Genomic DNA, 18033 nt, shown 5'->3' with positions numbered 1-18033 from the left:
CGCCGCGCCCCTTTAGAATCCGCCCCCCGGACATGCGTCCGGGGGGCGGGCCCGTGCTTGGGAGGAGCTCGAGGCTATGATCGTGGCGCGTCAACGCCCGGATGTAAAGTCCCAGAGAATTCCCAGGTTGCCTGTGGGCTCCCACAAGGTTGGCTCCTTACAGTAGGTGTCATCACAAGGGAATACGGCACGGGCCACGCGGGCCCGGGACCTGCCGACGAGGCACTACTGAGGAGTCATCTGGGAGTACTTGCACTGTGTTGATGGGATACGCCGAGGGGCCGACCGCCAGGTCGGCCCCTCGGCGTCTCTGCGTCCAGGACGATCAGTGGTGCAATCGTGTGCGAGTGCTACATGTCATTGGCGTGCTGGCCTCCGGGTCTGCGCTGCTGAGTTTGTGCGGCGGAGTGTGGCGAGCGCTCTGCGCTGCTGAGTGTGTGCAGCGGCGCCTGCGCTGTGGATTTTCTACGGCGGAGTGCGTGTGGCGGAGTTTCGTGTGGTGGGGCCTGTGGTACTGAGTGTGGTGAGGAGTCTGCGCTGTAGGGCCGCCGCTGTTTCGGATGTGTTTCCCAGCGCCCACCAATTTCGCACGTAATTCCCCCGAGACTGCTTCAAAGCTTGAATTGTGATCGTTGGAATTGCAACGTTTCTAGGTGTTGTTGAATGTTCCATCGCCGAATTACGTGCACTTTTGTGGAGCCATGCCCGGCAGGTGCGATCTTTGCGTCCGCCTGCTAGGCCTCGCGTGTTCTGGATAGGAAGTTGTCTTCTGGATAGGAACGGAACATCTGGATAGGAACGGAACATCTGGATAGGTTATTTTCCTATCCAGAAGCCGATAACCTATCCACATCGTCGTTTCCTATCCAGTTCGTTGGTGCCCGGCGCCTTCGGTGGCCTCTGAGGTGGTGGTACTGGAGGGGTCTGGGTTTTTCGGACCGTTTGTTTTGAGAGGGTTGTTCTGATGAGGGGGTTTGTGCCATGCGAAGCCCCCTGACGGCGTATCGTCGGCGTGTCGCCGCCCTGCGTGGTGCAATGTCCCCATCTCGGCTCTCCTCGAGCAATTCCGCATGCAATTCCCGTCAACAATCTTGTTCGTCTGTCTCAGTACGTATCGTCATGTCACTTGTGTTGTGGAATTGCATGCGACTTTGTGTCGTGAGGCCTGCTTGTGCTGAGGGCTTTGCTGCGGCATAGCCGACACTCATGCGCTGCTCCGTTAACTGGCGCCAACATCGCTGGTCGGGTGTCGTGGTGTCTACAGTGCGGATCGTCGAGGTAAGAAATGCCGGAGTGAGCTGTGGCAGGTGAAAAAGCCGGGGCGCGCCGGGCTCCACGAGAGAACCCAACGCGCCCCGGCCTCGTCGGTGAAAGGGCGAGCGAGCTTAGAAGCGCTCGACCCCCGCGTCCCAGGCGGCGCGCATGGGGTTGGCGTCTGCGACCAGCTGATCGAAACGCAGGTCGGCGATGTCGATGACCTCACCGAGCGCGAAGCGGGCCTCGCGGGCGGGGGAGTGCTCGACGCGGCGCCAGCCGGACTCGAGCAGGTGCTTACGATCCACCACGTTGTCCACGCAGATGACCAGCGGGCGGCCGAACTTCGTGCGGTAGGCGGTGGCCAGGGTGCGCAGTTCCTCGGCCTCCTTGTCGGTCAGCTCGCCGATCGACAGATTCGAGGTGTCCGCCAGCGACTGCTCGTCGCCCTGCCCGTCCAGGACCAGGGAAACAATGTCGGCATACGAGGCGATGAGCTCCTCCGCCTCCTGCGGCGTCGCCGACAGGACCGCGTCCTCGAAGGAGGAACGAAGCTCGGACACGGACGCGAAGGGACGCGCCTCCCATGCCCGCTCGGCCGGCCACGTCTTCGTCGTGAACATCTTGGAGAAAGCCGACACGAAAGCCTGTCGATCCATCGCGTTGACGTCATCCAGGTTGATCTTCTTCCCGTCCACCACGGCCACGTCCGGCGAGGCGGGGCGTCCGATGTGGAAGAACAGGAGGTTCAGGATGATGGCCGTCAGCGAGCCGATCGTCACGCCGGAGCCGAAGATGATCTGCAGCCAGGACGGCATGACCGACACGATGCCCGGCTTGAGGGTCACGAGGAGAGCCAGGCCAATCGACGTGGAGACGATGACGGCGTTGCGGTTATCGCGCAGGTCCACCTTCGACAGGGTCTGGATGCCCACGACGGCAACGTTGGCGAACATCGCCAGCGAGGCGCCGCCGATGACGGGCTGGGGGATGGCTGCGACGATGGCCGCCGCCTTGGGCAGCAGGCCGAGGACGATCATGAAGACGCCAGCTGTCGTGACGACCCAGCGGGACTTCACGCGGGTCAGGCGCACCAGGCCCACGTTCTGCGCGAAACAGGTGTAGGGGAAGGAGTTGAGGACGCCACCCAGCAGGGTCGAGAGGCCGTCGGCGCGCAGGGCGTTGGCGATGTCGCGCGGGGCGATGCGCTTGCCGACGACCTCGCCGGTGGCGAAGACGTCGCCCGTGGTCTCCACGGCGGTTACCGCCATGACGATGATCATCGCGATGATTGCTGTCAGCGAGAACTTCGGGATGCCGAAGTAGAAGGGCGTCGTGATGGCCACCCAGCTGGCCTCGCCGACGCCAGAGAAGTCGGTCTTGCCCGCCGCGAAGGCGACGGCCGTCATGATCAGCAGGCCGAGGAGGACGGACAGGGTGCCCATGAAGCCCTTGAAGAGGCGCTGAATGATGATGATGATGGCGATGGTGCCGAATGCGAGGCCGAGAGCCTCGTAGGTTGCGGTTGTCTTGGCGGCGTCGTCGGCGGCCTTATCGGCCCAGGCGACGATGTCGCCGGCGGACACAGAGATCAGGGTCGTGCCCATGACCGTCAGCAGGGTGCCCGTGACGATGGGCGGGAAGAAGCGCAGGAGCTTGGCGAAGAAGGGGGCGACCAGGAAGACGATGAGGCCGACGGCGATGATGGAGCCGTACATGGTGGCCAGGCCGGTCCGCGGGTCGGCGCCGGGGGGTGTGGCCGCCGCGCCAATTGCGATGAGGGGGGAGACGGCGGTGAAGGTCACGCCCTGGATGAGCGGGAGCTTCACGCCGATGAAGCGGCCGATACCGGCCGACTGGATGATGGTGGCGATACCGCAGGTGAGTAGATCGGCGTTGATGAGGTGAACGAGTGTTTCATGGTCGAGCCCGAGGCCAGAGGCGATGACAAGCGGGACGACCACGGCGCCCGCGTAGAACGCGAGGACGTGCTGAATGCCGAGGATGGTGAGTTTTCCAAAGGGAGGGACTTGATCGACGGGGTGGGGAGCGGACGAGGGGCTTGATGCCATCTGGGTCTCCTGGACCTTTATCCAAGTGGTGTTAGGGACCCCTCTATTCTCTGTGATCGGAGTGATGATTTTACGAGTTATTTAAAAAGTGTGGCGCGTTATATGTCGTGGACTCTCTTCGTTTGCCATGAGAGCACTGGCGGATGAGTGTGGGAGGGAGGCCTGTATGACGCGCAATGGTCGTCCCCCGTCGATGGCGGATGTGGCCGAATTGGTTGGTGTCTTGCATTAGACGGTGTCTCGCGTGCTGAACGGTCAGGGGCGCGTGTCGCCTCGGACACGTGAGCGTGCAGGCTGCGATCGAGCAGCTGGGCTACCGCCCGAACTCCGTGGCCCGCGCCCTGGTGACCGCCCGCTCGGGCATTATCGGCGTCGTGACCACGACCTCGGTCCTCTAGGTTCTCGTGGTGGTTGCAACGGTTCTTGGTGACGGAGTTTGTTGCGGCCACTCTTGGTTGTGTTTGTCGGGGGGTTGAGTACCCCTCCCGTCGTGCGGCGTGTCAGGCTCGGCATCGGGAGTATGTGCGCTCTCTTGCTGATGGTTTGAACGTCACGCAGGCAGCTCATGCTGTCGGGGCGTCGTTGCGGTGGATTGCTCCGTCAAGAGGGGTGCTGTCATTACCGAAAAATACGCCGGTGATCGCATGTTTGCGGGTCTCGTCGTGCTGAACACCTGGCAAGTTGATGTGACCGTCGTTACATTATTGGATGTTTTTGGGTTGAAATGCGAGCAATTTTCGTGAATTCCGCGAAATATGGCCCTAAACCCGGCGAAAACGCCAGAGATTTCGTAGTGTGTCATTCGTGGCCACGACAGTGGTAACCAAGAACGAACAGGAATGAGGTTTCTCAATGTCCGTGAACCGTACCGAGCTTGTTGCTCAGATTGCCGAGCGTGCCGACCTGACCAAGGCGAAGGCTGACGAGGCCCTGGCCGCTTTCCAGGCCGTCCTCGTTGAGTCCCTGGCTAAGGGCGAGGCCGTCAAGGTGACCGGCCTCCTCTCCGTCGAGCGCGTCGAGCGCGCCGCGCGCACCGGGCGTAACCCCCGCACCGGCGAAGAGATCAAGATTCCCGCCGGCTACGGCGTCAAGCTCTCCGCTGGCTCCACGCTGAAGAAGGCCGTCTCCAAGTGACGCACTGACGACAGCAACCTGGGTGTGGGGTGCGACCTGACGGCCGCACCCCACACCCATACCCGCGTCGCCTCAGTGGGGGAGCACACAAAGCGTCCCCGACCCGATTGATTCGGGCCGGGGACGCTTCTGTGGAGCACGCCGTGAACGTCTACGCGTTTACGCGTCCACCTCTTGCGTCGTGCTCATCTGCAGGAGGGGGTGGTGGCAGGCCACGCGGTGCGTCTCTTCCGTGAGGAGCGGCTGAATCTTGCATTCCTCGCCGGCGAAGGGGCAGCGTGGCCGGAAGCGGCAGCCCTTGGGCGGGTTGACCGCGCTCGGGGGCTCGCCCGTCAGCTTGATCGCCTGGTCGTCGTGGGAGAACTCAGGGTCGGGCACGGGGATCGAGTCGATGAGCGCCTTCGTGTAGGGATGCTTCGGGTTCTCGACCACCTCCTTCGCCGGTCCCTCCTCGACGATGCGGCCCAGGTACATGACGCCGATGCGGTCCGCCATGTACTGGACGACCGCCAGGTCGTGGCTGATGAACAGGTAGGACAGGCCCAGCTCGGCCTGCAGGTCCTTCATGAGGTTGAGCACCTGAGCCTGCACCGACACGTCCAGCGCGGAGACGGGCTCGTCCGCCACGATCAGATCGGGTGCCAGGGTCAGCGAGCGGGCGAAGCCGATGCGCTGGAGCTGGCCGCCCGAAAACTCATGCGGGTAGCGGTCCAGGATCTCTTCGGTCAGGCCAACCTGTTCGATGATCTCCATGATGCGCGCGGCGATCTGACGCATGTTGCCGGTCTTCTGGATGCTCATGGGCTCGGCCAGAATCTGGTCGATACGCATGCGCGGATCCATCGCCGCGTAGGAGTCCTGGAACATCATCTGCACGTCGCGGTGGATTCGCACCGCGTCGCGGCCCTTGAGAGTCGCCAGGTCGCGCCCACCGAGCTCGATAGCGCCGCCCGAGGGTGGCTCCAAGCCCGCGATCAGGCGCCCCATCGTCGACTTGCCACAGCCTGACTCGCCCACGAGGCCGTAGGTTTCGCCCTTCTTCAGGGTGATCGAGACACGGTCGACGGCGGAGACGACCCCCTTGTCGCGCTTCAAGAAGCCCGATCCGGAGGACGCGTACTCGCGGGAGGCCTCCTTGACGTCCAGGAGAACCTCGTCAGTGTCCTCAACCTCCCCATAGACGACCTGCGCACCCGGCTCGGCCACTGCCTCGTCGATCGGAGCGGAGCCCTCGAGCTTCGCCTGAAGCTCCGCGGGGGACTCGTCGCCCTCCTGGACGGGGTGGAAGCACGAGTAGGTGTGGAAGCCCTCGCCCGACAGATCCGGGTAGCGATCCACGCACTCGGCTCCGGCCCACAGGCAGCGGGAGGCGAAACGACAACCCACCGGCAGATTCGTCAGCGAGGGGGGAGCACCCGGGATCGAGAACAGCTTCGTGCCCGCGGCGAGCGCCCGCTCGGGCAGTGCCGCCATGAGCGAGCTCGTGTAGCGGTGCTTCGGCTCGGTGAAAAGCGTCTTGGTGGGTGCCGTCTCCACGATGCGACCGGCGTACATGACCGCCACGCGATCCGTGTGACCGGCAACCACGCCCAGGTCGTGCGTGATGAGGATGACGCCCATCTGGTACTCGTCGCGCAGCTCGTCGATGAGGTCGAGGATCTGCATCTGGGTTGTCACGTCCAGGGCCGTCGTGGGCTCATCGGCGATGAGGATACGCGGCTCGCACACGAGGGCCATGGCGATCATGACACGCTGGCGCATGCCGCCCGACAGCTGGTGCGGGTAGTTGTTGATGACGATCTCGGGACGCGGCATGCCCACGCGCTTGAGGATCTCGACGGCGCGCTCAAGCGCGTCCTTCTTCGACATGTTCTTGTGCACGCGCAGCGGCTCACAGACCTGCAGGCCGATCTTCATGGTCGGATTCAGCGAGGTCAGGGGATCCTGGAAGATCATGCCGACCTTCGTGCCGCGCAGCTTGCGCTTGGCGTGCAGCGGCATCTTCGTCAGGTCCTGCCCATCGAGGTAGATGGAACCCGAGGAGACGCGGCCTCCCTGGGGGAGCAGACCCATGAGCGACAGGGCGGTCATCGTCTTGCCGGAGCCGGACTCGCCCACGATGCCCAGCGTCTCGCCGGGGTTCACGTACAGGTCGACACCCGAGAGGGCGTGGACCACGCCGGAGCGAATCTCAATGTCCGTGTGGAGGTCCTGGATGTCCAGGAGCGGAGAGTAATCCATAGTAGTTCTCACCTCTTGCGCAGTCGAACTTCGAAGGCGTCACGCAGGCCGTCGCCGATAAAGTTGAACGACAAGACCAGGATGATGATGAGGACGCCCGGCGGGTAGAGCAGCCACCAGTTGCCCGAATACACGTGCGACTGGCTGTTGGAGAGCATGGCTCCCCAGTCGGTGGCGGGAGGCTGCGCGCCCAGGCCAAGGAACGACAGGTAAGCGACGTAGAGGACGGCGTCGGCGACCTGGAAGGTTGCGTTGACGATGACGGTACCGATCGTGTTGCGCACGATGTGCGTGCGGATCGCCCGGGGCATCGACCCGCCCATGCCTCGCATCGCGACGACGTATTCGCGCGTGCGCAGGGACAGGGCCTCGCCTCGGATCAGTCGGGACGTGCCCAGCCAGGACAGAGCCGACATGATGATGATCAGGACGGGGACCGTCGGGGGGATCATCGTCGCGATGAGCATGAAGAGGAACAGGACGGGCACGGACATGAGCGCGTCAACGATGCGCATCATGATCGCGTCGATCCAGCCCCCGACGAAGCCCGCGATCGCGCCGTACAGGGTGCCGATCGTGGTCGCGATGATGCCGGCGAAGAGGCCGACGATGATCGAGGTCTGTCCGCCCTTCATGAGGCGGCCGAGCTGGTCGTAGCCGACCATGTCCGTGCCGAGCGGGTGCTCGGAGGAGGGAGGCAGCGCCGAGTTCATGAGGTCGGTGTGAACCTGGTCGGTCACGTAGAAGAGTGGACCGATGAAGGAGAACGCCAGCAGAATCAGGAGCATGCACACGCCGAAGACGGCGAGCCGGTTCTCCATGAAGACCTGCAGGCCCTGGAGCTTCGTGGACTTGGGGGCGGTGCGCGCCTTCGCTGGCGCGGTGGGGGTGGCGGTTGCTGTGCTCATTTGGATCGTCCTGCCAGTCGGATTCGAGGATCGGCAACGGCGTACAGGAAGTCAGCCAGGAGGGCGCCGATGACTGTCGCGAAGGAGACGATGAGCGCCACGCCCAGGAGGATCGGGTAGTCTCGCCTGCCGGTCGCCTGGTAATAGAGGTAGCCCATGCCGTTGAAGTTGAAGAGCGTCTCGATGACGAGGGCGCCACAGAACATCGCGGGAATGTACAGGCCGATCATGGTGATGACGGGGAACATGGCGTTGCGCAGCGTGTGCACGAAGACGACGCGGAACTCCGACAGGCCCTTGGCGCGCGCCGTGCGCACATACTGCTCGTTGAGGTTATCGACCATCGAGGAGCGCACGTAGCGCGCGTAGGCGGCGATTGTGCCGACAGAGAGGGCGCATACCGGCAGGATCAGGTGATCCCACTGCTCCCACATGACGGACAGGCTCTCTCCCTGTGGGGCGTCGTTGGGCAGGATGGGCCACACCTGGGAGAAGAGGACGATCAGGAGGAGGCCCGCGAAGAAGATGGGCGTCGAGTAGGCCAGCAGACACGCAATCGTCACGATGTAGTCGGGGGCCTTGTTTCTCTTCACCGCCTGCCACACGCCCAGGGGAACCGCGATGATGAGGGCCAGGATGGTGGAGAGCAGGGAGAGGAAGATGGTGCGCGGCAGGCGGGCGGCCAGCAGGTCGTTGACGGACTGGTTGTGCTGGTAGGAGTAGCCGAAATCGCCGTGCGCAATTTTGGTGACGTAGATTGTGTATTGCTCGAGGATGGGCTTGTCGTAACCATTTTCGTGGTCGAAGGCCGCGAGCTGTTCTTTCGTCGCGTCTTTGCCCAGTGCGGCTCGGGCGGCGCCGCCCGGCTGGGACTGGAGCAGGATGAAGGTGATGATGGTGACCAGGAAGACGACGACGACTGCCTGGCCGAGACGTTTGAGGATGAATTGAATCATTGCGAACTCCACAAGTTGGGGGCAGGCGCCCGCGCGGCAACGGGTGCGGGCGCCTGCCCCGTGAGGCGGTGGGACGAGCGCTTACTTAGTCCCGTCGGTCTTCCACGCCCAGTCCTCGGGCCAGGTGTCACCCGTGGCGTCGAGTTCTCCCAGGTCAATCGTGTTCTTCACAGCGGTGATCTGGTAGTACGGGTTGGGCATCCACAGGACGGGGAGGTCCTCCGCGAGGAAGTCGTTGTACGCCTGGAGGGCGTCGGGTGCGGTCGAGCGCGTCGACTCTTCGATGAGCTTGTCGGCCTCGGGGTTGGAGTACTGACCGAGGTTGACCGGCGCGCCGGTCGCGAAGAGACGCTCGCCGGAGGCGTAGATCGGGAAGCCCCACGAGGTCTGGGATCCGAAGAAGGACAGGTCCCACGTGCAGGGGGTCTCGTCGTCGCATGCCTGCGACGCGCCGACCGAGTCGGGAACCTCGTTCATGTCGATCTTGATGCCGAGCTTGCCGAACTGAGAGATGATCTCTTCGAACATCTGGTGCGTGGAGACGAAGCCCGACTGGGAGATGAGCTTGAAGCTCAGGGCGTCGCCGGCCGCGATCCCCTCGCCGCACTGGCCTTCGCCGGTGCCGGGGTTCTCGCAGGTGGTGGAGCCGTCGGGGACGACCTTCCAGCCGTGGTCCTCGAGGAGCTTCTTGGCGGCGTCCGGATCGAACTTGTAGAAGCAGCCTTCGGTGGTGCCGACCTTATCGGCGGCCATGGGGACGGGGCCGCAGGTGGGGGAAGCGGTACCCGACCAGATCTTTTCCGACAGGGTCGGCTGGTCGATGAGCTCCTGCATCGCCTGGCGGATGTACTTCTGGTTGATGTACTTCGAGCCGGGGGCCTGGGGTGCGAAGTTCAGGGCCAGGTAGGTGATGGTGTTGCCCGCCCACAGGTAGACGTTGTAGCCCTTGCTCTCGACGGCGGAGCGCTGGTTGTACTGGGCGGCGGGGATGTAGCCGAAGTCGATGGCGCCCGAGCGAACGGAGTTGAACTCGGCGTCGTCACCGGTGAAGGCCTTGTAGATCAGCTTGTCGATCTGCGGCTTGTCCTTGCCCCAGTAGTTCTCGTTGGGGACCAGTTCGAGGCCCTGGTCGGGGGTGAAGGAGGAGAGCCTCCAGGGGCCGTTCACCGTCTGCCACAGGGGGTTGGTGGCGTAGGTGGACAGGTTCTTGGCTTCGCCCTGGAGGTATGCGAAGACGGCCTGCGCGCCCTCGGGGGTGCGGTCCAGATCGGACACGGCCTCGTCGGCGCTGGTCTTGTCCCACGCGTGCTGGGGGAGCAGCGCAACCTTGTTGATCTGGTTGTCAATGAACCAGGACGGGTTGAAGGCGTCGGTGGTCGTGATCGAGAAGGTGTGCTCGTCCTTAATGTCGAGGGAGGCACCGTCGGGGAAGAAGCCTTCCTTGTAGGAGGCCCACTCCCCCTTGTTATTGGTGACGAGGTTCCACCAGAACTCGATGTCGCGCGTGGAGACGGGAGTGCCGTCGGACCACTCCGCGTCGTCGCGCAGGGTGATGGTGTAGGTCTTACCGTCCTCGGAGACCTCGGGAACCAGGCCCAGGGACTTGTCGAGGTTGATCTTGTAGGGGGTATCGGAGGAGGACTTGTAGGCGAAGAGCGGACGGTACATCGCTTGGATGAACTGGCCGTTCTCACCCTGCGTGTAGCCCTTGGCGGAGATCGGGAAGATCCAGTTGGGAGTACGCGAGGCCATGGTGACCTCGTTCTTTCCGGTCTCCGAGGTGAGCGCACGGTTGGTGCTGCATGCGGACAGGCCCATGGTGGCTACCATGGCGAGAGCCGCGCCGGCGGTGATCCACCGCTTTAATCTGAGGTTCATGACTGCTCCAAATCAACGTTGATCGGGGACTCTGACGGAACGTGGTCCCACCAGATGACTGTCATCATATGACATTTTTGCCGCCGACGTTGCCGCTTTTGGCAAAATTGAGAATGTTACGAAAAAATAACGACGGATTTCGGCGAAAGAAGTAGCAAACTTTCGCCAGTGAGGCATAATTGGTCCTGTCCTCAACGTTGAGCGCCGTGTAACATTGCGGTTACTAAGAATCTATCAAGGGAGGTGTCATGGCGACCCACGATGTCGATGAGACCGTGTTGACGCTGATCGGTTCCGGCCAAGCGGACACTAGACCCGCGATTGTCAAACAAACCGGACTCGCCGCCTCGACGGTTTCCGCCGCCGTCTCCCGCCTCGTCGAAGCGGGCGTTATCTCAGAGACGGACGAATCGGTGTCCACGGGCGGGCGCAGGGCCCGCCGCCTCGTCACCTCCGACGGGGTCGGCGCCCTCGCCCTCGTCGAGCTCGGAGCCCACCACGGCCTCGTCGCCCTCACCGACCCGACCCAGGGTGTGACGCGCGCCACCAGCTTCCTCGTCGACATCGCGAGCGGACCCGAAGCGGTCCTTACCGCCGTCATGGAGGAAGTCTCGCGCCAGGAGAAGGCGGCCGGCGTGCGCGTGGGTGGCCTCGCCCTGGCAGTCCCCGGCCCCGTCGACGCCGAGCATACGCGCGTCATTCGCCCTGCCCGCATGCCCGGATGGGACGGCATCAACGTCGCCGAGGAGGTGGCCCGCCACTGCGGACTGCCCGCCATCATCGACAACGACGCCAGGGCCGGAGCCGTCGGCGAGTCCGTCTACCGGCGCCGACTTGTTGGGGTCGCTCCCATCGACACCCTCATCTACGTCAAGGCCGGCTCCGCGATCGGAGGTGCCTACCTCGTCGACGGCGTCCCCCTCGTCGGCCAAGGAGGCCTGGCCGGGGACATCTCGCACATTCCCGTCGACGCGGCGAGCGGGCGGCCCTGCAAGTGCGGCAACGTCGGATGCCTGGAAACGATCGCCTCCGCCGACTCGATCCGAGCCGACCTGGCCGCCGCGGGCCTCGTCTACGAGAACAACGCCCAGCTCCTGACAGCGGCCCGAGACGGCGTACCGGCCGTGGCCACCGCCATTCGCCAGGCGGGCACCCTCCTGGGCCTCAGCCTCGCCCACCTCGTGTCCTTCCTAGCCCCCCAGGGCGTCATCCTCGGCGGAGCCCTGTCCGCCGTCGACGCCTTCAGCGCGGGCGTGCGAGCCGCACTCCACCAGTCCTGTCTTCCATCCATCATGGAAAACCTCGTGATCGAATCATCCCGCTCCGGACGTGACGCCGCGCTCTGGGGCCTGTCGACACTCACGCCACAAAAGATCTCAAAGGAGAATCACTCATGACCAAGCCCCGTATCGCGGTCGCCGGCATCCACATCGAATCATCGACCTTCACCCCCTATATCTCCACCGCCGACGACTTTATCGTCACGCGCGGACAGGAGCTTATGGACCGCTTCTACTGGCTCGACGAGGACTGGGCCACCCAGATCGAATGGATCCCCGTCCTGCATTCGCGCGCCCTGCCCGGCGGCGTCGTCGAGCGCGGCGCCTACGAGGCCTGGAAGGCCGAGATCCTCGAGGGCTTGGCGGCCGCAGGCCCCCTCGATGGCCTCTTCTTCGATATTCACGGCGCCATGAGCGTGGAGGGCATGGACGACGCGGAGGGCGACCTCATCAACGCCATTCGCGGCGTGATCGGCCCGGAGCCCATGGTCAGCGCCTCGATGGACCTGCACGGAAACGTCTCCCAGGACCTCTTCGACGGCTGCGACATCCTCACCTGCTACCGCCTGGCACCCCACGAGGACGCCCTCGAGTCGCGCCGTCGCGCCGCCTACAACCTGGGCATGCGCCTCCTGAACGGAGCGCCCAAGCCCGTCAAGGCGCTCGTCCACGTCCCCGTCCTGCTGCCCGGCGAAAAGACCTCGACCCGCATTGAGCCCGCCAAATCCCTCTACAAGATGATCGACCCCATCGAGGAGATGGACGGCATCCTCGACGCCGCTATCTGGATCGGCTTCGCCTGGGCCGACCAGCCACGCTGCAAGGGTGCCGTCGTCGTGACCGGCGACGACGCGGACCTCGTCAAGGAACAGGCTGAGCGCATCGGCCAATACTTCTGGGATGTGCACGACCGCTTTGAATTCGTCGCCCCCGTCGCCTCCATGGAGGAGTGCCTGGCGGCAGCCGAAGAGGGCCCCAAGCCCTTCTTCATCTCCGACTCCGGCGACAACCCGGGCGCGGGCGGTGCCGACGACGTGACCGTCGCGCTCGCGGCCCTGCTGACGTGGAAGCCCGTCCAGGAGGCCACGCTCGACGTCGTGTACGCCTCGATCATCGACCCGGTCGCGGCCGGTATCGCGTGGGAGGCAGGCGTTGGCGCCGAGGTGGACCTCGAGGTCGGCGGACACATCGACACGCGCGAGCCTGGCCCGCTGTCCGTCCGCGCCACGGTCGAGGCCCTCGCCGACGACCCGATGGGCGGCCACACCGCGCTGCTGCGTACCGGAGGCCTGCGCTTCATCATCACGACGAACCGCAACCAGTACACGATGTTTAGCCAGTTCGAGCTGCTCGGCGTCGACATTACGACCGCCGACGTGGTCGTCGTCAAGATCGGCTACCTCGAGCCTGATCTGTACGACACGCAGAAGGGCTGGCTCATGGCGCTGACCCCCGGCGGCGTCGACCAGGACCTGATCCGCCTGGGCCACCACAAGATCGATCGCCCGATGTTCCCCTTCGATCCGGAGATGGATGAGCCCGATCTGAGCGCACAGGTCGTCGTCCCATGAGTGCCGTCAAGGACTCGCCCGGTCCGGTATTCGCGGGCATCGACATCGGCGGCACCTCCATCAAGTGGATGATCGTCGACGAGGCCGGTGTGATCCTCACGCAGGGCAACGCGCCCACGGATCGTGATCAGGTGGCCGCCCAGGTCGGCGGCATCGGGGCGCGCCTGGCTGGCGAGTATCCGGGACTGGTGGGTTTTGGCCTCATCTGCCCCGGCCTCGTCGATGAGGAAAGCGGGATCGTCGTGTACGCGGCGAACCTGGAGCTGCGCGGCGTCCAGCTGGCTCGCGCGGTCGAGGAGGCTACCGGCGTTCCCGCCGCCCTCATGCATGACGGTCGCGCCGCCGGCCTGGCCGAGGGGCTCCTTGGGGCGGGGCGCGGGGCCTCTTCCTTCCTGATGATGCCTATCGGTACGGGAATTTCCGTCGCACTCATGCTCGGGGACGGTCTGTGGAGCGGCGCGACGTTTAGCGCCGGCGAGGTCGGGCATGCCCCCGTCTTTCCCGGGGGTGAATCGTGCCGCTGTGGCTCGCGCGGCTGCCTGGAGGTCTACGCCTCCGCCAAAGGCATCGCGAGGCGCTACGAGCAGGCCACCGGCGAGGACATCGGCGCCAAAGCGATCGAGAAGGCGATCGGCACCGACCCGGTGGCGACCGAGGTGTGGGAGACCGCCGTGCGTGCCCTCGCCCTGTCCCTCACCCACATGACGCTCACCGTCGACGTCGAGCGCATCATCATCGGCGGCGGGCTGTCGCACGCGGGGGAGAACCTGCTCGCGCCGCTACGTGCCCAGTTCGCGTCGATGCTGACCTTCCGTGACGCTCCCGAGATCGTTCGCGCCTCCCTCGGGGGTGCCGGCGGGCGTTGGGGAGCCGCGATCCTGGCCGCCCGCGTGGGCGGATCGTCCTGCTATGAAAGGTGGCAGCCGTGACCATCGTGGAGATTTGCGTCGAGGACGCCGTCGGTGTGCGCCGCGCGCGCGACGGGGGAGCGGATCGCATCGAGATCTGCACCGACCTGTCGTGCGGGGGCCTGACTCCCGCCTTCGACGAGGTCGCCTCCGCCCTCGAGGTCGCCCCCGAGGGTGGGGTCCAGGTTCTCGTGCGTCCGCGCCCGGGCAACTTCGTCCATTCGCGCGAGGAGGTGGACCGCATCGCCTCCGACATCGTCACCCTGTCGGCGATTGGGCGTGGGGCACCGGTTCGCCTCGGATTCGTCGTCGGCGTCTTGAACGCGGACGGCACCATCAACGTGGACGCAGCCGCGCGTCTGCGCGACGTGGCAGAGGATGCGCCTCTGACCTTCCACCGGGGCTTCGACCAGGTGCGCGACCAGGATCGGGGGCTGGACGTCCTCATGGAGCTGGGGTATGACCGCGTGCTGACGACGGGTGGCGATCCGGCGGTCGCCCAGCCGGGCGTCCTCGCTCGGCTCGTGGAGCGCGGGGGAGAGGACATCATCATCCTCGTCTCGGGCGGCCTGCGCGCCCACAACGTGGCCGAGGTCGTGGCGGCGTCGGGCGCTTCGGAGGTCCACATGCGCGCCCCGGGGGCCTCCGGGACCGACCGGGCGGAGGTTGAGAGGATCGTCTCGGCGCTGCACGGATAGCGCAGATCACAAATTTCTCACCAATTGTTGTTGATTCGTCTGACAAATCAGATGCATGGGTGTAAGGTTAACCACATGAGAATTGGAATTTTCAACGACGAAGATCAGATCGCATCCCTGGCAGCGGACCGCATCCTCGAGGTGTACCGCGCTAAGCCGAACTTCGTGCTCGGCCTGGCCACCGGCTCCTCGCCGCTGAAGCTCTACGCGGAGCTCGTGCGCCGCTACCAGGCCGGTCAGATCTCCTTTGCCCAGGTTCGCTCCTACAACCTCGACGAGTACGTGGGCCTGCCCCGCGACCACTACGAGGGCTACGCGAACTTCATCCACCGCAACCTCGTCGACCTGGTCGACATGCCCGAGGGTGCGGCACACGGCCCCGACGGCTGGTGCGATGATCTCGACGCCGGCGCCGCCGCCTACGACGAGGCCATCAAGGCAGACGGCGGCATCGACATCCAGGTCCTCGGCATCGGAAGCGACGGCCACATCGGCTTCAACGAGCCCGGCGGCACCCTGGCCTCGCGTACCCACGTGGGCGTCCTCACCGAGCAGACCCGCCGCGACAACGCCCGCTTCTTCGACGGCGACATCGACCAGGTCCCCACGCACTGCGTGACCCAGGGCCTGGGCACGATCATGGACTCGCGCGCCCACATCTTCATCGCCACGGGTGAAGGAAAGGCCGATGCGGTCAAGGCCATGATCGAGGGCGGCGTCACCCAGCGCTGGCCCGCCTCCATCCTCCAGCACCACCCCGACGTCACCGTGCTCCTCGACGAGGCGGCCGCCTCCAAGCTCGAGCTCGCAGACTTCTACAAGGAAGTCTGGGAGAAGGAACACCTGTGAGATAGTTTTCCACGTCCGCCCGCCCCGGCCTCGCCCCAGCGAGGTCGGGGCATTATCGTGCCCGCGTGTGTGCTCCCCGCGGACGCCGCCTCCCGCCCCCGTCCCCCTTCGGGTCGTACAATGGACCCCATGCGTAACGCCCTTGACGAACCCACCGGCCCCTCCGCGCCCACCGGTCCCTCCACCGCGTCCTCGACCGGCCTGCTGGAGCGCACCGAGACCCGCAAGGAGCGCACCGACGGTGACGGCGATCGCTTCGCCCACTTCGTGCGCAAGGACAAGGCGAACTCCTCGATGGTCACGGGCCAGCCCGTCGTCGCCCTGTGCGGCAAGGTCTGGATCCCCACCCGCGACGCCTCCCAGTACCCCGTGTGCCCCACCTGCAGGGAGCTTCGGGACTCGATGGGCAAGAACGGGCGTAACTGGCCCTTCTCCGACGGCGGCAAGGGCTCCGACAAGTGAGCGAGACGACCCGGCGCGCACCCGTTGGCAGGCTGCGCGCCTGGCAGGCCGCTGCCCTCGATCGTTACATGGCGACCTCCCCGCGCGACTTCCTGGCCGTCGCGACCCCGGGCGCAGGTAAGACGACCTTCGCCCTCACCCTTGCGACCGAGCTGATCGCCCGCGGTATCGTCGACAAGCTGACCGTCGTGTGCCCCACCGAGCACCTCAAGGGCCAGTGGGCCTCGAGCGCTGCGCGCTTCGGCATCCACATCGACCCCGACTTCACGAACTCGCAAGGCGTGGCCGGGTCGCACTTCGATGGCGTGGCCGTTACCTACGCGCAGATCGGCTCCAACCCGGCCGTCCACGCGGCGCGCACCCGCGCCTACCGCACCCTCGTTATTCTCGACGAGATCCACCACGCGGGCGACTCCCTGTCCTGGGGTGACGGCGTGCGCGAGGCCTTCGCGGACGCGACCCGGCGCCTGGCCCTGACGGGCACGCCCTTCCGCTCCGACACCTCGCCGATCCCCTTCGTGACCTACGCGGAGGACGCCGAGGGCATCCGCCGCTCGCGCGCCGACTACACCTATGGATACGGCGACGCCCTCAAGGACGGCGTCGTGCGCCCCGTCCTGTTCATGTCCTACTCCGGACAGATGGCCTGGCGCACCAACGCGGGCGACGAGGTCAGCGCGCGCCTGGGCGAGCCCCTCACCAAGGACATGATGAAGCAGGCCTGGCGTACCGCGCTGGACCCCAAGGGCGAGTGGATTCCCGCCGTCCTGCGCGCTGCCGACCTGCGCCTCGAAGAGGTACGCCGAGCGGTGCCCGACGCGGGAGGCCTCGTCATCGCCTCCAACCAGGAGCATGCGCGCGCCTACGCCCGCCACCTGCGCCTCATCACCGGCAAGGCCCCCACGGTCGTCCTCTCGGACGACGCGGATGCCTCCGATCGTATCTCCGAGTTCGCCGACTCCACCGACAAGTGGATGGTCGCCGTGCGCATGGTGTCCGAGGGCGTGGACGTGCCCCGCCTCGCGGTCGGCGTCTACGCCACCAACGCCTCCACGCCGCTGTTTTTCGCCCAGGCCATCGGCCGCTACGTGCGAGCCCGGCGCCGCGGCGAGACGGCCACCGTCTTCATCCCCTCCGTCGTGCCCCTGCTGACCCTCGCCGGCGACATGGAGGTTGAGCGCGACCACGCGCTGGATCGCCCCCGGCGCGAGGAGGCCAGCGAAGACGACATGTGGAACCCCGAGGACGCCCTGGTCGCGGCCGCGAACCGCGAGGAAAAGGCATCCTCTGACCTGCTCTCCCAATTCGAGGTCCTGGGCGCCGACGCCGAATTCGACGGCGTCCTCTTCGATGGTGCCGCGTGGGGTGCTGGCGCCGAGGTAGGTTCCGAGGAAGAGCAGGAATACCTGGGCATTCCCGGCCTGCTGGACGCCGACCAGGTGACGACCCTGCTGCGCGCCCGCCAGGCCGATCAGGTCGCCGCGCAGAAGAAGAGCCGCGCCGCCCAGAAGATGCGCGAGGACAACGCGGGTATTCCTGCCCACAAGCTGCGCGCCGCTAAGCGCAAGGAGCTTCAACATCTGGTCTCCACCTGGTCGCGCCGCTCCGGTGAGACCCACGCGACCATCCATTCACGCCTACGCTCACGCTGCGGGGGCCCCGAGGTCGCCCAGGCCACGACCGAGCAGATCGAGGCTCGCATCGCCCTGCTGCGCGAATGGTTCGTCGGCCGCCACTGACGCCGCCCGGCGCACTCAGCGCGCCCTGACGCATCACGAGTTCCGGCCTCGTCCCTCCGTGAGAAGGACGAGGCCGGGGCGTC

Annotated in this window: 13 protein-coding genes; 8 read left to right on the top strand and 5 right to left on the bottom strand. The window is 65.5% G+C overall.

Annotation, left to right across the window (positions count from 1 at the left end; translation table 11 throughout):
- Positions 1-1385: 1385 nt before the first annotated feature.
- Positions 1386-3326 carry a solute carrier family 23 protein gene (locus QU663_RS07415; protein WP_021612318.1) on the bottom strand — a complete coding sequence of 647 codons (1941 nt, stop codon included), beginning with the start codon at positions 3324-3326 and terminating at the stop codon, positions 1386-1388.
- A gap of 852 nt (positions 3327-4178) precedes the next feature.
- On the opposite strand from QU663_RS07415, the gene QU663_RS07410 reads away from it, so the two are divergent.
- Complete coding sequence (locus QU663_RS07410; protein WP_003790058.1) at positions 4179-4460, top strand: HU family DNA-binding protein; 282 nt, start codon at positions 4179-4181, stop codon at positions 4458-4460.
- Positions 4461-4619: 159 nt separating this feature from the next.
- Here QU663_RS07410 and QU663_RS07405 read toward each other — a convergent pair whose 3' ends face one another.
- From QU663_RS07405 to QU663_RS07390, 4 genes are all read right to left on the bottom strand, one after another.
- Positions 4620-6701, bottom strand: a complete 2082-nt coding sequence (locus QU663_RS07405) for an ABC transporter ATP-binding protein (protein ID WP_021612316.1) — start codon at positions 6699-6701, stop codon at positions 4620-4622.
- Between the two features lie 8 nt (positions 6702-6709).
- Positions 6710-7609, bottom strand: coding sequence for an ABC transporter permease (locus tag QU663_RS07400; RefSeq protein WP_021612315.1), 900 nt, complete (start codon positions 7607-7609; stop codon positions 6710-6712).
- Positions 7606-8565 carry an ABC transporter permease gene (locus QU663_RS07395; RefSeq protein ID WP_021612314.1) on the bottom strand — a complete coding sequence of 320 codons (960 nt, stop codon included), beginning with the start codon at positions 8563-8565 and terminating at the stop codon, positions 7606-7608. The genes QU663_RS07400 and QU663_RS07395 overlap by 4 nt, the downstream gene beginning before the upstream one ends.
- An 81-nt stretch (positions 8566-8646) precedes the next feature.
- The gene (locus QU663_RS07390) at positions 8647-10443 is read right to left on the bottom strand and encodes a peptide ABC transporter substrate-binding protein (RefSeq protein WP_021612313.1); all 1797 of its coding nucleotides are present in this window, start codon (positions 10441-10443) and stop codon (positions 8647-8649) included.
- Between the two features lie 248 nt (positions 10444-10691).
- On the opposite strand from QU663_RS07390, the gene QU663_RS07385 reads away from it, so the two are divergent.
- The 7 genes from QU663_RS07385 to QU663_RS07355 all read left to right on the top strand — a co-directional run bounded on the left by QU663_RS07385 (position 10692) and on the right by QU663_RS07355 (position 17950).
- Entirely contained in the window at positions 10692-11840 is a 1149-nt protein-coding gene (locus tag QU663_RS07385; RefSeq protein ID WP_021612311.1) for an ROK family protein, read from the top strand.
- Positions 11837-13294 carry a M81 family metallopeptidase gene (locus tag QU663_RS07380; RefSeq protein WP_021612310.1) on the top strand — a complete coding sequence of 486 codons (1458 nt, stop codon included), beginning with the start codon at positions 11837-11839 and terminating at the stop codon, positions 13292-13294. The genes QU663_RS07385 and QU663_RS07380 overlap by 4 nt, the downstream gene beginning before the upstream one ends.
- Positions 13291-14223 carry an ROK family protein gene (locus QU663_RS07375; RefSeq protein WP_021612309.1) on the top strand — a complete coding sequence of 311 codons (933 nt, stop codon included), beginning with the start codon at positions 13291-13293 and terminating at the stop codon, positions 14221-14223. The genes QU663_RS07380 and QU663_RS07375 overlap by 4 nt, the downstream gene beginning before the upstream one ends.
- Positions 14220-14900 (top strand): copper homeostasis protein CutC, encoded by a 681-nt coding sequence (locus tag QU663_RS07370; protein WP_034481758.1) that lies wholly within the window; start codon positions 14220-14222, stop codon positions 14898-14900. Before QU663_RS07375 ends, QU663_RS07370 begins: the two co-directional genes overlap by 4 nt.
- 75 nt (positions 14901-14975) lie before the next feature.
- Positions 14976-15749 (top strand): glucosamine-6-phosphate deaminase, encoded by a 774-nt coding sequence (nagB, locus tag QU663_RS07365; RefSeq protein WP_021612307.1) that lies wholly within the window; start codon positions 14976-14978, stop codon positions 15747-15749.
- Positions 15750-15878: 129 nt separating this feature from the next.
- Positions 15879-16211 carry a DUF3039 domain-containing protein gene (locus QU663_RS07360; RefSeq protein WP_009059313.1) on the top strand — a complete coding sequence of 111 codons (333 nt, stop codon included), beginning with the start codon at positions 15879-15881 and terminating at the stop codon, positions 16209-16211.
- Positions 16208-17950, top strand: coding sequence for a DEAD/DEAH box helicase (locus tag QU663_RS07355; protein ID WP_021612305.1), 1743 nt, complete (start codon positions 16208-16210; stop codon positions 17948-17950). The genes QU663_RS07360 and QU663_RS07355 overlap by 4 nt, the downstream gene beginning before the upstream one ends.
- The last annotated feature ends 83 nt before the right edge of the window (positions 17951-18033 follow it).

The sequence above is a fragment of the Schaalia sp. HMT-172 genome, from assembly GCF_030644365.1.
Taxonomy (GTDB): Bacteria; Actinomycetota; Actinomycetes; order Actinomycetales; family Actinomycetaceae; genus Pauljensenia.
Note: the sequence above shows the minus strand (reverse complement) of the source record. Positions and strands in the feature narration are given on the sequence as shown.

Bases quoted from the DNA above. Each gene is read 5' to 3' on its own strand.
- QU663_RS07415 (WP_021612318.1), bottom strand. From the start codon at position 3,326: ATGGCATCAAGCCCCTCGTCCGCTCCCCACCCCGTCGATCAAGTCCCT.
- QU663_RS07410 (WP_003790058.1), top strand. From the start codon at position 4,179: ATGTCCGTGAACCGTACCGAGCTTGTTGCTCAGATTGCCGAGCGTGCC.
- QU663_RS07405 (WP_021612316.1), bottom strand. From the start codon at position 6,701: ATGGATTACTCTCCGCTCCTGGACATCCAGGACCTCCACACGGACATT.
- QU663_RS07400 (WP_021612315.1), bottom strand. From the start codon at position 7,609: ATGAGCACAGCAACCGCCACCCCCACCGCGCCAGCGAAGGCGCGCACC.
- QU663_RS07395 (WP_021612314.1), bottom strand. From the start codon at position 8,565: ATGATTCAATTCATCCTCAAACGTCTCGGCCAGGCAGTCGTCGTCGTC.
- QU663_RS07390 (WP_021612313.1), bottom strand. From the start codon at position 10,443: ATGAACCTCAGATTAAAGCGGTGGATCACCGCCGGCGCGGCTCTCGCC.
- QU663_RS07385 (WP_021612311.1), top strand. From the start codon at position 10,692: ATGGCGACCCACGATGTCGATGAGACCGTGTTGACGCTGATCGGTTCC.
- QU663_RS07380 (WP_021612310.1), top strand. From the start codon at position 11,837: ATGACCAAGCCCCGTATCGCGGTCGCCGGCATCCACATCGAATCATCG.
- QU663_RS07375 (WP_021612309.1), top strand. From the start codon at position 13,291: ATGAGTGCCGTCAAGGACTCGCCCGGTCCGGTATTCGCGGGCATCGAC.
- nagB (WP_021612307.1), top strand. From the start codon at position 14,976: ATGAGAATTGGAATTTTCAACGACGAAGATCAGATCGCATCCCTGGCA.
- QU663_RS07360 (WP_009059313.1), top strand. From the start codon at position 15,879: ATGCGTAACGCCCTTGACGAACCCACCGGCCCCTCCGCGCCCACCGGT.